The organism is Mesorhizobium sp. M0074, assembly GCF_040322975.1.
Taxonomy (GTDB): Bacteria; Pseudomonadota; Alphaproteobacteria; order Rhizobiales; family Rhizobiaceae; genus Mesorhizobium.
Map to the genome: position 1 here is coordinate 46192 of NZ_JAMYUM010000025.1, position 15004 is coordinate 61195.

A 15004-nucleotide genomic window follows, 5' to 3' on the forward strand; every position below is an offset into this window, starting at 1 on the left:
CATGACGGTTTGATCACGCGAAGCCGTTCGCGAAAACAAGCCGTCCGTTCTCACGGTAGGCACAAACGCGTTGATTCTTTGTAACGTTTTGGACGGAATGCGCCCGGAAAGTGCCAGAAATCACCGTTCGCGGCGCGAAAGCAGAGAAGCCGGCAAAGCCGGCTTCTGTCAAAGTTGGAAGATCGCCTCAGCGGCTGCCATAAGTCTGGTCGAGCAGGCCGCCCGCTGCAAAGTGCTCGGCCTGGACCTTGGCCCAGCCGCCGAAGACGTCCTCCACCGTCAGCAGGCGGACGTCGGGAAACTCAGCCTTGTATTTGGCGGCGACCGCCGCGTCCCGGGCCCGCAGGCCGTTGCGGGCGGCGATGTCCTGGCCCTCCGGCGTATAGAGGAAGTCGAGATAGGTCTTGGCGAGATCGCGCGTGCCATGCTCGTCTGCAACGGTGTCGACGATCGCCACCGGAAATTCCGCCAACAGGCTGACCGAAGGCGTTACCTGCTCGAACTTGTCCTCGCCATACTCCTTGCGGACGCCGCGCGTTTCCGACTCGAAGGTGATGAGTACGTCGCCGATTTCGCGCTGCACGAAAGTGGTGGTCGCGGCGCGCCCGCCGCTGTCGAAAACCGGCACGTTGTTGAACAGCTTGGTGACGAACTCCTTCACCTTGGCGTCGTCGTCCTTGAAAGCTTCCTTGGCGTAGGCGGTGGCCGCAAGATAGGTGTAGCGCGCATTGCCCGAGGTTTTCGGATTGGGGAAGATCACCTGCACGTCGTCGCGCACGAGATCGCTCCAATCCTTGATGTGCTTCGGATTGCCGGCGCGCACCAGGAAGGAGGGCAGCGAATAGAAAGGCGAGGCGTTGTCGGGAAAGTCCTTCTGCCAGTCGGCGGAGATGAGGCCCTTCTTGACTAGGAAGTCGATGTCGATGACCTGGTTGAAGGTGACGACGTCGGCGCCGAGGCCTTCGGCGATGGCACGCGCCTGCGCCGAAGTTCCGGCATGCGACTGATCGATGGTCACACTGGGGTGCCCGGCGACGAACGCTTTGTTGACCTGCGCAAACAGTTCGCGGCCGACATCGTAAGAGGCGTTCAGCAATCTGTCGGCCGACCAGGCTTGGGAGGATGCGAGGAAGAGGCCGGCCAATGTGGCGACGCCAAGCAAAAATCGCTTCATGAAACAGGGCTCCAATGCGGTACGCTTATTGCCGGACCATAGCGGCAAGGCATCTTGCGCGACGAGGCACGCAGAGCGGCCCCTCGACATTATCGCGAGAAAAAGTAGTCCCGTTGTGGGCGATTTCTAGTTTTTTCTTTCAAGAAGGGTCTTCCGCGCAGCTTGGAAGGGGTGCCGGCGTGGTTCGCGTGCACGAAGATTCCCGGCCGGCTAACGCGGTGGCAAGACGAATGCATCGCGGCGCTGCCTGGCATATACAAGCGGTATATACAAGGAGCCATCGCCATGCCCCAACGCCGCCATTCAACAACCCCGCCGAAAGAGGCGAAGCTGTTTCGTAACAATCGCAGCCAGGCGGTACGCATTCCTGTCGAGTTCGAACTTCCCGGCGAAAGGGTCTTGATCAGCCGTGAAGGCGACCGCCTGATCATCGAGCCGGTCCGCAAACCTGGCCTCACGGCGCTGCTCGCGCAATGGGCGAAAGAGGCGCCGCCCGGTGCCGAGGAAGACTTTCCCGAAGTCGAGGATATGCCTGTCAAATCAGAGGAATTTTTTTGATGCGGTTCATGCTGGATACGATCATTGTCAGCGACATGATCCGAAATCCGGCCGGGAAAGCCGCAAGCGCTGTCCTGCGCGTGGGAGACGCCGCCGTGTGTACCAGCATCGTGGTCGCGTCGGAACTGCGATATGGCTGCGTCAAGAAAAGATCAGCCAAGTTGCACAAGAAGGTCGAGGAATTGCTGGCTGAGATTCCCGTCTTGCCGCTCGATGTGCCGGTGGATGCCGAGTACGGCGCGATTCGCGCAGAACTGGAAGGCAGGGGCCAGACCATCGGCCAAAATGACCTTTTTATTGCTGCCCACGCCCGTGCGCTTGGAACTACCCTGGTGACCGCCAACACCGGGGAGTTCAACCGGATCAAAGGCCTGAAGGTCGAGAACTGGCTGTTGTAGCGCCTGATAGAGGATCAAGCAGCCGGAAAAAGCTTCCAGCGCCGCGGCCTAAAAGCCACGCGACTTTTCTGCGCCGCCGGATGATCGACGGGCAATTCGATCTCGACCCGCTGACGTTCGCCGCCGATTTCGAGCTCGACCCGCCTGGTGCCGGCGACGCGGCGGCCGGCGGCGACCGTGCCGGCGATGCAGCCGTTGCATTCTTCCACCAGATCGACGTCGTGCGGGCGAAAGAACAGCGTCGCTTCGCCTTGCGGTGCGTGCGGCGCGGAAAGCCCGATCGGCCGGTCGGCGATCCAGACCTGGCCGTCCTCGACCTTGACCGGAAGCGAACTCGATTCGCCGATGAAGCCGTAGACGAAGGGCGAGTTCGGAGTGTCGTAGATTTCGTCGGCGGTGCCGACCTGCTCGATGCGGCCCTGGCTCATCACTACGACGCGGTCGGCAAGCTCCAGCGCCTCTTCCTGGTCATGGGTGACGAAGACCGTGGTGTGGCCGGTGGCGTCGTGGATGTCGCGCAGCCAGCGGCGCAGTTCGCGGCGCACCTGCGCATCGAGCGCGCCGAACGGCTCGTCGAGCAAAAGCACGGCCGGTTCGATCGCCATGGCGCGGGCCAGCGCCACGCGCTGGCGCTGGCCGCCCGAAAGCTGTGCCGGATAGCGTTTTTCCAGACCGGAAAGCTGAACGAGGTTGAGGAGTTCCGAGGCGCGGCGGCGAATTTCCTTCGCCGACGGGCGTGACGGCCCGTGCCGGACCTTGAGTCCGAAGCCGATATTGTCGGCGACCGTCATATGGCGAAACAGCGCGTAGTGCTGGAAGACGAAGCCGACATTGCGCTCCTGAATCGACTTTTGGGACGCATCCTCTTCGCCGAAGAAGATCTTTCCGCGGGTCGGCCGCTCCAAGCCGGCAATCAGCCTGAGCAGCGTCGTCTTGCCGGAACCGGAAGGTCCCAGCAGGGCGATCAGTTCTCCCGACTTGATGTCGAGCGAAACGTCGCGGAGGGCCGGAAACCGCTCAAACTCCTTGCGCACGTTGGCAACGCGAACTTCCATGCAAATCCCTTTTGTAGTTGATGCATGCCGTTATCCCAAAACCGGTTCCCACTTTTGGGCGACATTAAATCTTTGTTTTATGCATGTCGTTGTCCAAAAACCGCTACACACTTTTGGGCGACATGCATTTGTCAGTGTCCGCGCGTCGCGGCGATCTCGGCGCCGTAGCGCATCTCGAGAAGTGTTTTCAAGACCAGCGTGACGAGCGCCAGGCCGGCAAGCAGCGAAGCGACGGCAAAGGCGGCGGCGGCATTGTACTCGTTATAAAGGATTTCGACATGCAGCGGCATGGTGTTGGTCAGCCCGCGTATGTGGCCCGACACGACCGAGACGGCGCCGAACTCACCCATCGCGCGGGCATTGCACAACAGCACGCCGTAGAGCAATCCCCATTTGACGTTGGGCAACGTCACGTACCAGAACGCCTGCCAGCCATTGGCCCCGAGCGACAGGGCAGCCTCCTCGTCGCCATTGCCCTGTTCCTGCATCAGCGGGATCAATTCGCGGGCGACGAAGGGGAAGGTGACGAAGACGGTGGCCAGCACGATGCCCGGCACGGCAAACAGGATGACGATGCCATGCGCCTTGAGCCAGGCGCCGAGCAGGCCTTGCGCGCCGAACAGAAGTACATAGACCAGGCCGGAAATGACCGGCGAGACCGAAAAGGGCAGGTCGATGAGTGTGGTCAGGAACGCCTTGCCCTTGAACTCGAACTTGGCGATCGCCCATGCGGCGGAGATGCCGAAAATCACATTGAGCGGCACCGAGATCGCCGCGACCAGAAGCGTCAGGCGGATCGCCGAGCGCGTGTCCGGTTCGCTCAGCGCCTGTGTGTAGGCCTCGATACCTTTGGCGAAAGCTTCCTTGAAGACGATGATCAGCGGCAGGAGCAGGAAAATGCCGAGGAAGGCAAAGGTCACGATCATCAGCACGGTTCTCGCCGTGCGGCTCTCGGTCACCGCCGGCGACTGGCTTTCATGGTGCGGCGCGTAGGATTTGATCTCCGGGTCAGCCATAGCGCTTGCGGCTCCAGGTCTGCACCAGGTTGATGACCAGCAGCATGACGAAGGACAGCGCCAGCATGATCGCCGCTATCGCGGTCGCCGCGGCGTAATTATATTCCTCCAGCCGGATGACGATCAGAAGCGGCGCGATCTCGGATTTGAACGGCAGGTTGCCGGCGATAAAGATGACGGAACCGTACTCGCCGACGCCGCGCGCGAAGGCCAGCGCGAAACCGGTGACGATGGCAGGCGCCAGTCCGGGTAGTAGAACGCGGCTGATGATCTGGAAGCGATTGGCGCCGAGCGTGGCGGCCACTTCTTCTACCTCCTTGTCGATCTCCTCCATGATCGGCTGCACGGTGCGCACGACGAAGGGCAGACCGATGAAGACCAGCGCGATGACGATGCCGAGCGGCGTATACGCGACCTTAATGCCGAGCGGCGTCAGCAGGCTTCCGATCCAGCCATTCGGTGCGTAAAGCGTGGTCAGCGCGATGCCGGCAACCGCCGTCGGCAGCGCGAAGGGCAGGTCGACCATGGCATCGGCGATGCGGCGGCCTGGAAAGCTGTAGCGCACCAGCACCCACGCGACGATCGTGCCGAAGACGACGTTGACGGCGGCGGCAATGAAGGCGGTGCCGAAGCTGATTTCAAGCGCGTTGATGGTGCGGCGGTCGGTGACGATCGCCCAGAAGTCGGTCCAGCCGAGCGCCGCCGAGCGCCAGATCAGCCCGGACAGGGGGATGAGGATGATGAGGGTGAGGTAGGCAAGCGAGAAGCCGAGCGTCAATCCGAAACCCGGAATGACGCTCGGCTGCCTGAATCGCCACCCCGCCTTGGCGGGTGCTGTGGTCATGTCGTCCTGATCTAAATGCTACTGGGCCGGTTTGTAGATCTGGTCGAATATACCACCATCGCCGAAATGATAAGGCTGTGCCTTCTTCCAGCCGCCAAAAAGCGGGTCGTCGATGGTGATCAGCTTGATCTCAGGCAGCTTGGCCAAGTCCTCCGCCGGCACCAACTCGGGCTTCGAAGGGCGATAATGGTTTTTGGCGATGAGCGTCTGGCCTTCCTTGGAATAGAGATAGCTCAGATAAGCTTCGGCAACTTTCCGCGTGCCTTTGGCGTCGACATTAGCGTCGACCACGGCGACCGGCGGCTCGGCCAGGATCGAGGTCGGCGGGTAGACGATGTCGAAATTGTCGGCGCCGAACTCGTCGAGCGCCAGATAGGCCTCGTTTTCCCAGGCGAGCAGCACGTCGCCCAGCCCTTTTTGCGCGAAGGTCACGGTTGCGCCGCGCGCACCGGTGTCGAGAACCGGGACATGCGCATAGAGATTGCCGACGAATTCCTTGGTCTTGGCCTCGTCGCCGCCATCCTTGGCGCTGGCGTAGGCCCAGGCGGCGAGATAGTTCCAGCGCGCACCACCGGAGGTCTTGGGATTCGGCGTGATCACCTGGACGTCGTCCTTGACCAGATCGCCCCAGTCATGGATGCCCTTGGGGTTTCCCTTGCGGACGAGAAAGATGATGGTCGAGGTGTAGGGCGCCGAATTGTTTTCGAATTTCGTCCGCCAGTCGGGATTGATCCTCTTCGCTTTCGAGACAATGGCGTTGATATCGCCTTCGAGCGCCAGCGTCACCACGTCGGCGTCGAGGCCGTCGATCACGGCGCGAGCCTGCGCGCCCGACCCGCCATGCGACTGCTGGACGGTGACCGTCTCGCCTGTCTCGGCCTTCCAGTGGGCGGTGAAGGCCTCGTCGAATTGCTTGTAGAGCTCACGCGTCGGATCATAGGACACGTTGAGAATGGTGGTGTCGGCAAACGCGAAACCGAGCGTGCCGAACTGGACAGACGTGGCGACCAGTGCGCCGAGCAGTTTCCTGAAATGAGGTTTGGTCATTTCCGCCTCCGTTGAACTCGCGCCAAATCTACCGAATTGATAGAATTTAGATGCATTCAATGTTGCCTTTTTTGGCCTATTGAAGCAATTTTTCGCCTAGTTTCGGCGATGCGAGAAACTATTTTCCCGCATGGACCATGATCGCGCTCCCGACGCGATTATCTAGAGACGGCTAGCTCTTCGGCAATGGCTGCGTCGCGCCCGAAGGTTTCGGCCGGCTATTCGGCGGTAACGGGAAAGTTGAAGCGCTCTTTTGGAAACGGCTCGTTCTCCAGCGTGAAGTGCCACCATTCGCGGGCGTAATTCTTGAAGCCGCGGGCACGCATCGCCTCGACAAGTCTTTTGCGGTTAGCCGCCGCTTCACGGGCTATCGGTCGGTGAGCCGTTTCGCTCGCTGGATCGAAACAGTCGAAACCCGTGCCGAAATCGAGCGTGTCGGCATCGGTCGCGCCGCAGGCCGGTTTCGGAGCGCTCTTGCGGTCGGCTCGCGCGATCGCGACATCGACCGTCGATCCGCGCGAATGGGTGGACAGTTCGCCGATATAGCCCTTGGCGATGAGATCCTTGCGCTTGACCTTTGGGTACCATTGCGGGTCCGGTGGTCCACTCGTTTTTGTCCAGTCACCCATGTCGGAGACAGCCCGCGCAGGGCGATAGCAGTCGAACACGACCAGCGTCAGTCCTTCGGCGGCAATCGCTTTCTGCACTGCCGAAAGCGCTTGCGCCGCTTGCCTGGTGAGGACGCATATCGGCGCATCGTAGCCGCTTACCTTGCGATGCAGGAAATTTTCGAGGCCGGCATAGCGGATATCCTGCCGGATATTGGGATCGATGTCGGCTAGCCGAACAAAGCTGGCGGGCAGCGCGTCAGCAGACGCCGAGAAAGTACCGGCGGCCGAAAGCAAGACGTAAAACACAATCCCCTGAATCACCTGCCGGAAATTATTCAAGGGAAACTTTCACTCGACGAAAACCTTCACACTGGCCGCGCGTCCCGCCGCGTCGATCACGGTTAGGGTCGAATAGCCGGCGCCGTCCGGCTGCCAGGTCGCGGTGCGCCGCCGGTCGATGCCGACCAGCGGCTTGCCGTTGGCCAGCCAGCGGAATGGTGCGCGGCCGCCTTGCAGCTTGAGCACCAGCGGCGAGGGGTCGGCCGAGGAAGTGCCGAGATCGACGCGAGCGCCGTCGGGCGGAAAGATGATGGTTGGCGCAGGTTCGGTCGGCGTCGCCTGTACCAGCCCATCGGCGCCGGCGCCGAAGCGCGTCAGCGTCACCGGCCGCTCCACGCGCGTCGGCCGCCGGACGCCGGATGGCTGGCTCGGCAGCGGTACGGCGGCCAGGCTGGAACGGACAAAACCTTCGAACAGGATGGGCGCAGCCGAGACATAGCCGGACAGGCCGGGCACAGCGCCGGCGTCCGGGCGGCCGACCCAGACGCCGAGCACGTAGCGGCCGTCGAAGCCGACCGACCAGGCGTCGCGATAGCCGTAGGAGGTGCCGGTCTTGTAGGCGATGCCGCGTTGGGCGGCACCCTGGGGAGGCTTGACGCCTGACAGGATGTCGGTGATCTGCCAGGTCGCCTGCCCGTCGAGGATGGTGGTGGTCGAGCGTTCGGCATTCGCCGGCTCGGTGCCGTCATGCAGCGTGTGTGCCTTGCCGCCATTGGCAAGGCCGGCATAGAGTTGGACCAGGTCGCGCAGGGTCACCCCGACGCCGCCGAGGCCGATCGCCAGGCCGGGCGCTTCGTTGACGGGCAGGATAGGGGTCACATCGGCCTGGCGAAAGCGTGCCATCAGCCGGGCCGGGCCGACCGCGTCGAGCACGCGGATCGCCGGCACGTTGAGCGACAATTGCAGCGCCTGCCTGATGCTGACATCGCCCTGATAGCCCATGTCGAAGTTCTTCGGCCGATACCCGGAGAAATCGGCTGGGCTGTCCTCGATCAGCATCTCCTGCGCCACCAGGCCTTGTTCGAAGGCGAGGCCGTAGATGAACGGCTTCAGCGTCGAGCCAGGCGAGCGAACGACCTTGGTCATGTCGATCCAGCCCGAACGGCTGGCATCGAAGAAATCGGCAGAGCCGACCTCACCAAGAATATCGCCGGTACGGGCATCGGCCAGTACCATGGCCACCGAGAGGCGAGGGCCGAGCCTGGCGGCCGCATCCTTGGCCACCTGCTCCAGCCCTTCCTGGACACTCTTGCGGATCGTCAGTTGCAGCTTCTGGCCGGGAATGGCCTTGGACAGCATCGTATAGGCCGCATGGGCAGCGAGCGCCGGCAAGGTCCGCCGGAGCCCCGACACATCGTCGAGCGCGGCACGCGCGGCCTCACGTTCGCCGAGCAGGCCTGCCGAGACCATGCGGGTCAGGACGCGGTCGCGGGCGGCATGGGCGACGTCGAGGTTGCGGTCAGGGCGCCGCTTTTCCGGCAATTGCGGCAAAGCGACGAGCAGGGCCGCCTCCGAGACCGTCAGCCGTTTCGGCTCCTTGCCGAAATAGGCAAGCGAAGCCGCGCGCACACCTTCGAGATTGCCGCCATAGGGCGCCAGCGTCAGATAGCGTTCGAGGATCTCGCGCTTGGAAAGCCGCCGTTCGATCTGGAGGGCGCGCAGCATCTGCTTGATCTTCGAGCCGAGGCTGCGGCTGTCGCGCGGTTCGATCAGCCGGGCGAGTTGCATCGGCAGCGTCGAACCACCGGAGACGATATGGCCGCTGGTCGCGAACTGGCCGGCGGCACGCGCCAGTGCCAGCACGTCGACGCCTTGATGATCCCAGAAACGCTTGTCCTCATAGGTGACCAGCATGTCGACGAACTGCTTGTCGACCTGGTCCAGGCTGGTAGCGAGCCGCCAGTAGCCATCCGGCGTAGCGAAGGCGCGCAGCAGCTGGCCGTCTCGGTCCTGCACCTCGGTTGAGACCGTCAGCTCCGCCGGCAGCGGCGGCGGAAAGGCGCGGTCGAGCTGCCAGAGGGCGGCGGCGGTGATTGCAGCGAGACCGGCCAAGGAAATGCCCGTGATGGCCGCTCGGCGCAGGAATTTTCTGGAGAGCATGGCGCCGCCCCTCATCCGCCTGCCGGCACCTTCTCCCCGTTTAGTGACGGGGAGAAGGGGGCTGTCGCGACCCTTGGCGCCTTTTCTGCGACGTTAAAGTTCGGCGAAAACTTCGGCGCATGGCTCTTTCTCCCCGTCTCTATACGGGGAGAAATGCCCGGCAGGGCAATGAGGGGCAGCTCCATCGCCATATTCCTATCCGCCATTTTTGCCTTACGGCACCTTGACCTCCATCATGCCGGTGGCGGTGCGGGCCGAATATTGCGGCCGGTACATGTCCTCGATCGTTGCCGCCGGGTGGGCGTAGGTGCCCGGCGTCACCGCGCGCACGACGTAGGCGAGTGTGATGTTGCGGTCGCCGTCGCCGTCGTTGGGATTGAACGCCGCGACGAAACGGTCGTCGCGGAATTCGAGATGGGCGGCATCGGTCTGCGCCAGCCAGGAGAAGTTCGTCAATTGGGCGCTGGAGACCAGGCCCGGATTGTCGATCTCGAAGCCGGCCGGCAACAGGTCGGTGATCAGCAGTCGCGAAGGCCAGGTGTTCTGCTCGTAAACCTTGAGCACGACGACATAGCGTTCGTTCTGCTTGACCTCCGTCACGTTGGCCTCTGTGCCGTCTAGCTTGTAGTAGGTACGGCTGATGGTAAAGCCGTTGCCGCCGGCCGGCAGAGGCTGGATCGGCGAAGCCACGGTGGTGACGACCGCCTGCAGCGGATTTCTGCCGGTGTTGACGATGGTCAGCGGACTGTCGGCCAGGTCGCCACCGGCGATCTGGTCCGAATAGCCGCCGGCATGCGGTGCGCCGTTGACGGTCAGCGCGATCGAATCATTGCCGGCCTTCAGCGCGCGGGCCGCCAGCAGCATCCAGGACTCGTCCTGTGTGCTGGTCCACCTGGCGTCGGCGCGTTCCCTGGTCACTAGTTGGATCAGCGCCGGCACGATGGTCGGCACCGGCTTGCTTTCCGCGGCAAGCGCCAGGATCGCCGCGCCGTCGCGCAGTGGCGAGCCATAGTCGGACCGGTAATAGTCATATTCGGGCGTCGACTTGGCCAGTTGCAGCGCGGCCTGGAAGGTTGCCTCCGAGCGCTGGGTGTCACCGTAGAGCGCGAGAGACGCCGCCAATTGGGCGACGGCCATCGGGCTGGTAAAGGCTTCGAGCTGGGTGTCGGCATAATAACGCAGATCGCCGACCGAGGCCTTTTTGTTGCGGGCAAGCACATAGAGCGCATAGGCGATCTCGCTGCCGCGATCCTGGACGTCCTGATCGTAGCCGATCGCGTTCTGCAGATTGCTCAGCGCCTGGTTCATCGCCAGGGCCGGTACGTCGTACTTCTGCTCGCGCGCCCGGGCGAGGAAATCGGTGACATAGGCGTCGAGCCACAGATCGCCGGAACCCGGACCCCACAGGCCGAAGCTGCCGGCCGAGGCCTGATAGCTCAGCACCTTGTAGATGGCGTCCTGGACGCGGCCATGCAGATCGGGGTCGCTGGCCATGCCGATGCCGGAAGCCATCTCGTTGACGTAGAGAAGCGGCATGGCGCGGCTGGTGGTCTGTTCGGCGCAACCATAGGGATAGCGGTCGAGCGTCATCAGCAGCGACGGTACATCGAAGGCAGCCGCCTGCGAAACGCCGACGCTGACCGAAGCCCCATCGAGCAGGCTTGCCGCCAGCAGTTCCTTGTCGACGCGCAGCGCGCCGCCATTGCCCTTGAGGTCGACGACCATGCGGGTGGTCACCGGTAGTTGCGCCGGGCGCACCGGCACATAGAGCGTCTGCTCGACGGCGGTGCCGCCGGCATGCGCAAGCTTGATGGTGATCGAGGCGTTGCCTGCGGTCTGCGCAATCAACGGCACGGTCAGCGTCTGCCGCTTGCCTTTGGCCAGCGTCAGCTTTTCAGGCAAGGCGGCACTGCGGGTAGACAGGTCGCCCGTCGTGTTGATGGTCAGCTTGTAGTCGCCAGCGGGGCCGTCGGTGTCGGCGACGTCGAGCCGCATGACGGCGGAATCGCCGGGCGCCAGGAATCGCGGCAGGCCGGCGGTGATCACCACCGGATCGCGAACGATGACGTCGGACTGGGCATGGCCGACTGCTTCCTTTGTCCAGGCGACGGCCATGACGCGCACGGTGCCGTTGAACTGCGGTATGTCGAAGTCGATCCGCGCCTTGCCGTCGGAGTCGAGCTGGACCGGGCCGGAGAAGAAGGCGACCAGCTTTTCGGTCGGCGGACTGCCTTGCGATTGCATGTTGGCGCCGTCGCCGCCGGTGCGCAGCTTACCGGTTGTGCCCAGCGAGCCGTCGATCAGCCGGCCATAGATGTCGCGAACCTCGAGACCGAGCATGCGCTGGCCAAAGAACCAGTTCTCCGGATCCGGTACCTTGTAGTTGGTCAGGTTGAGGATGCCGACGTCGACGGCCGCGACCATGACATAGGCGTTGGTGCCGGGCTGCACGCCGGCTACGGCCACGGGGATCGACAGCTGCTGGCGCGGCATGGTCTTGTCCGGCGGCGCCAAGCTGACGGCAAGCTTCCGCGAGCCGGGATCGAGCTTCAGCCATTTGACGCCGATGGCGCGCGCCGGCATACGTGTCTCTTGCGCATCGCCCGGCCTGAACAGCGTTGCCGTGACGTAGGCGCCGGCACCCCAGTCGTCGCCGACCGGGATGTCGACGGTGCTGCCGCCGGCCGGCACGCTGGCGGTGACGGTCTTCAGGAGCTTGTCGGCGCCGATGGTGACGAGCAGCTCGCCGGCAAAGTGCGGCGACACTTTGAGCTTGGCCACTTCACCCGCCGCATAGGTATCCTTGTCGAGGGCGATCTCGAGGCCGTCGGGCGTTTCGGTGGTGGTGGAACTGACATACCAGCCGGCGTCGAACTCGTAGCTGGTGGCCGGGCCTTCCGGATCCGCTGTCTCGATCTCGAGCCGGTAGCGGCCCCAGTCGACCGGCAGCGACACCGTCGCCTCGCCATCGGCGCTTAGGTCGACCTGGCCGTTGGCCACCGCCTTGGTGAAGGTGACCGGCTCATAGTTCCAGGAGTTGCTCGAGCGGTACCACTGGTAGCTACGCTCGACCTTGACCAGCGACCACTGCGCGCCCTTCAGCGCCTCACGCTTGCCGTCTGGGTCGACAGCGATCAGGCTGAACTTGGCCGTGCCGCCTTGCGGCACCTCGTCGTCGTCGAAATCCGGGCGGATGCCGATCATGTGGCCCTGCGGGCGGATGCCGATATTCAGCGAGCGCTCGACGGCACGGCCGCCGGTTTCACGCATCCTGACAGTGACCTTTGCATCGACCAACTTGGTGGTGGATGGCAATTGATCGACGGAGACCGGGAAGGTCGCCTTGCCGTCCTCGCTGACCACCGGCAGGCCGGTGAAGGGCGTCACCGTCGGTTCAGCCGACTGTTCGTCGGCCAGACCGAAGGAATAGCCTTTGAAGCGGTCCCAGTCGCGGGCGGTCGACAGCGTCAATTCGCCTTCGAGCGCGAGGCCCGCGGCCGGCGCGCCGTAGAGAAAGCGGCCGTCGACGGTAATGTTGGCGGTCTCGCCCTGCGCGATCTCCTGCTTGTCGGAGGACAGGTCGAACTCGATGCGATCCGGTACGAAGTCCTCGACCAGGAACATCTGGCTGGCGACCGCCGCCTGCTTGGGATCGGTATGGATCGCCACCGTCCAGGTGCCGCGCATGGCGTTGGGTTCCAGCGGCAGGTCGACCGCGTGACCACCGGCCGATGCGCCATCGCTGACGATGCGGCGGTCCTCGACGCCGTCGGGCCGCGAGAAGATGAAGGTCAGCGGCAGGTTCTCGACCGCCTTGGCGGCACTGTCGCGGGCAAGGGCCGCGACATGGACATCTTCGCCGGCGCGGTAGATGCCGCGCTCGGTCCAGGCATAGACGTCGAGCGCGCCAGGTGCCGGCCGTCCGGCGACGCCACGGTCGGACAGGTCGAAGCCGGCGCGGCCCATATCGAGGAAGACGAAATCGTCGTCGCCCTGTTTGGCCATCAGCACGGCCGGGGCCATGCCGCTGTCGCCGCGCGTCAGGCCGGGATTGAACACCGCCCGCCCTTCCGCGTCGGTGGTCGCGGTGCCGAGGATTTCATTGTTCCTGGCCAGCAGCGTCAGCTCGGCGCCGGCGATCGGCTTGGCGGTTGCGAGCGAACGGGCAAAGACGTTCAGCCCATCCTGTCCGGTATAGGTCGACAGGCCGATATCGGAGACGACGAACCATTGCGTGGCGTGCGAATCATAGTCGTCGCTGCGATCGTTGACGGCTTGTGCGGTCAGCACATAGACGCCGGGCTTGCGCTTCGGCAAAGCCTCGTCGATTGGGAAGGAGGTGGTGACTTCCTTGTTGAGGTCGTTGGCGATGTCGAGCTGGCCTTGCCAGACCGGCTCGCCCATCTGTTCGGAGATGTTCGAAATGTCGTAGCCGTCAAGCTGGCGCAGGAACTGATATCCCGACAGAAGCTGGGCCAGCGAGCGGTCGCCGATGCGGAAGAGCTTCATTTCGGCGGCATTCATGTTGACGGTGACGACCGGTATGCCGCGGCGTGCGCCTGCGGGCAGCACGAAGCTGTCGCCGGTGAAGCGGGCCGAAGGCGCGCGGTCCTGCACGTAGATCGACAGAACCACCGGTGCCGCGGTGACTTCGCCAATGGCGGCCGGCAAGCCGGCGCGGAAGGTCACGTCATAATGTTGGCCGTGCTCGAGTCCTTCGACGCAGATCTGCTTGTCCTTGGCTTCGACGCCCTTGGGAGCGGCGTTGTCGACAGTAACGAACTGCGAGTAGTCGACGCCGGTCTTGACCAGTTCCTCGGAGAACTGCGCGCAGATGCGTGGCGCGCTGGTGTCGGCATCGACGGTATGATCGATGACGCGGAAGCCCTTGCGGGCCTTGAGATCCTGATAGGCGGCCCTGACTGCCGGCGAATTGACGAGAGCGAGGCTCGCCTCGTAGGCCTGCAGGGCCGGCCTGTAGAGATCGCGGCGATCAAGGCCGTCCCCGAGCAGCGCCAGCACGTCGGCGCGCGTCTTGGTGGTGCGCAGCAATTTGTAGGCGTTGAAGGCGGCGGAAGTGGCGTTCGCCGGTAGGGTCGACGGCTCCGAGCTGTTGGCGGTCGGATGGACGGCAAGCGTTTCGCGCGCCAGCTCGAGCCAGAGCTGGCCATCATCAGGCAACACCGAAACCGCCGCTTCGTATTTGTGCATGGCCGAGCGATGATCGCCCGTCAGCGCCGACTGTTCGGCGGCGGCCCTCAGCGCCGTCAGCCCTTCTGTCGGCTTGGTGTAGGTCGGGCCAGTGAGCTTGTTGCGGTATTGCTGGGCCTGGTCGGCCATCCAGTTGGGGAAGAAGGCGAGTTCGGGTGGCGCGCCGATGTCGGGATCGCCATCGATGTTGACGATCTTGCCGGCGACGGCGCCGCCGAAGGGTTTCAACGAATTGTAATCGGATTTAAGGAAGCACCATTTGGCCTTGAGGTTGTAGGTGAAGGCGCGGCAGGCCGGGTCGCCGAGGCAGGTGGTCTTGCACTGGTCGAGGCTGACATTCTGGTCGGATCTGAGATCGAAACCGAAATATTCGGAATTGTCCGATGTCACCACCCGCCGGGCTTCGGCCGCTTGCGCGACACCGCTCCAGGCAAAAAAGAGAAGGAAAAGAATCGATAAACCACGAGCCGCGCGCATTGCCATAAACCCCTCCAGACAAGTGCTTACGTCCAGAAATCTTCAAGCTTCAGTCGCGCTTGTCAACATCGGGACGCGGCAGGATCCGCCTGCCAACGGTTTGCTTTCCGGCCGGTGACCGGTAGTAGCTCCATAGGACAGGGGATCACGCTTTCTTGCGGCGACGCAGAAGGT

Annotated in this window: 10 protein-coding genes; 2 read left to right on the top strand and 8 right to left on the bottom strand. The window is 63.5% G+C overall.

The genetic code is table 11. The annotated features are described in order from the left end of the window. Positions 1–187: 187 nt before the first annotated feature. The gene (locus NKJ73_RS27640) at positions 188–1174 is read right to left on the bottom strand and encodes a sulfate ABC transporter substrate-binding protein (RefSeq protein WP_352571770.1); all 987 of its coding nucleotides are present in this window, start codon (positions 1172–1174) and stop codon (positions 188–190) included. Positions 1175–1459: 285 nt separating this feature from the next. On the opposite strand from NKJ73_RS27640, the gene NKJ73_RS27645 reads away from it, so the two are divergent. Both NKJ73_RS27645 and NKJ73_RS27650 read left to right on the top strand, forming a co-directional pair. Then, positions 1460–1732, top strand: a complete 273-nt coding sequence (locus NKJ73_RS27645) for an antitoxin (RefSeq protein ID WP_352571771.1) — start codon at positions 1460–1462, stop codon at positions 1730–1732. Continuing rightward, entirely contained in the window at positions 1732–2130 is a 399-nt protein-coding gene (locus NKJ73_RS27650) for a type II toxin-antitoxin system VapC family toxin (RefSeq protein ID WP_502894632.1), read from the top strand. Before NKJ73_RS27645 ends, NKJ73_RS27650 begins: the two co-directional genes overlap by 1 nt. Before the next feature lie 14 nt (positions 2131–2144). Here the strand turns inward: NKJ73_RS27650 and NKJ73_RS27655 are convergent, their stop codons facing one another. The 7 genes from NKJ73_RS27655 to NKJ73_RS27685 form a co-directional block, all read right to left on the bottom strand. Next, positions 2145–3185 (bottom strand): sulfate/molybdate ABC transporter ATP-binding protein, encoded by a 1041-nt coding sequence (locus tag NKJ73_RS27655; RefSeq protein ID WP_352571773.1) that lies wholly within the window; start codon positions 3183–3185, stop codon positions 2145–2147. 131 nt (positions 3186–3316) lie between these two features. Further along, entirely contained in the window at positions 3317–4201 is an 885-nt protein-coding gene (cysW, locus tag NKJ73_RS27660; RefSeq protein WP_352571774.1) for a sulfate ABC transporter permease subunit CysW, read from the bottom strand. Beyond that, on the bottom strand, positions 4194–5045 hold the full coding sequence (cysT, locus tag NKJ73_RS27665) for a sulfate ABC transporter permease subunit CysT (protein ID WP_023675839.1): 852 nt from the start codon (positions 5043–5045) through the stop codon (positions 4194–4196). The genes cysW and cysT overlap by 8 nt, the downstream gene beginning before the upstream one ends. A gap of 18 nt (positions 5046–5063) precedes the next feature. Further along, the gene (locus NKJ73_RS27670) at positions 5064–6092 is read right to left on the bottom strand and encodes a sulfate ABC transporter substrate-binding protein (protein WP_023675840.1); all 1029 of its coding nucleotides are present in this window, start codon (positions 6090–6092) and stop codon (positions 5064–5066) included. Between the two features lie 218 nt (positions 6093–6310). Continuing rightward, positions 6311–7009 (bottom strand): M15 family metallopeptidase, encoded by a 699-nt coding sequence (locus NKJ73_RS27675; RefSeq protein WP_352571775.1) that lies wholly within the window; start codon positions 7007–7009, stop codon positions 6311–6313. A gap of 42 nt (positions 7010–7051) precedes the next feature. After that, positions 7052–9142 carry a penicillin-binding protein 1C gene (gene pbpC, locus NKJ73_RS27680; protein ID WP_352571776.1) on the bottom strand — a complete coding sequence of 697 codons (2091 nt, stop codon included), beginning with the start codon at positions 9140–9142 and terminating at the stop codon, positions 7052–7054. Between the two features lie 213 nt (positions 9143–9355). Continuing rightward, the gene (locus NKJ73_RS27685) at positions 9356–14836 is read right to left on the bottom strand and encodes an alpha-2-macroglobulin family protein (protein ID WP_352571777.1); all 5481 of its coding nucleotides are present in this window, start codon (positions 14834–14836) and stop codon (positions 9356–9358) included. Positions 14837–15004 lie beyond the last annotated feature (168 nt).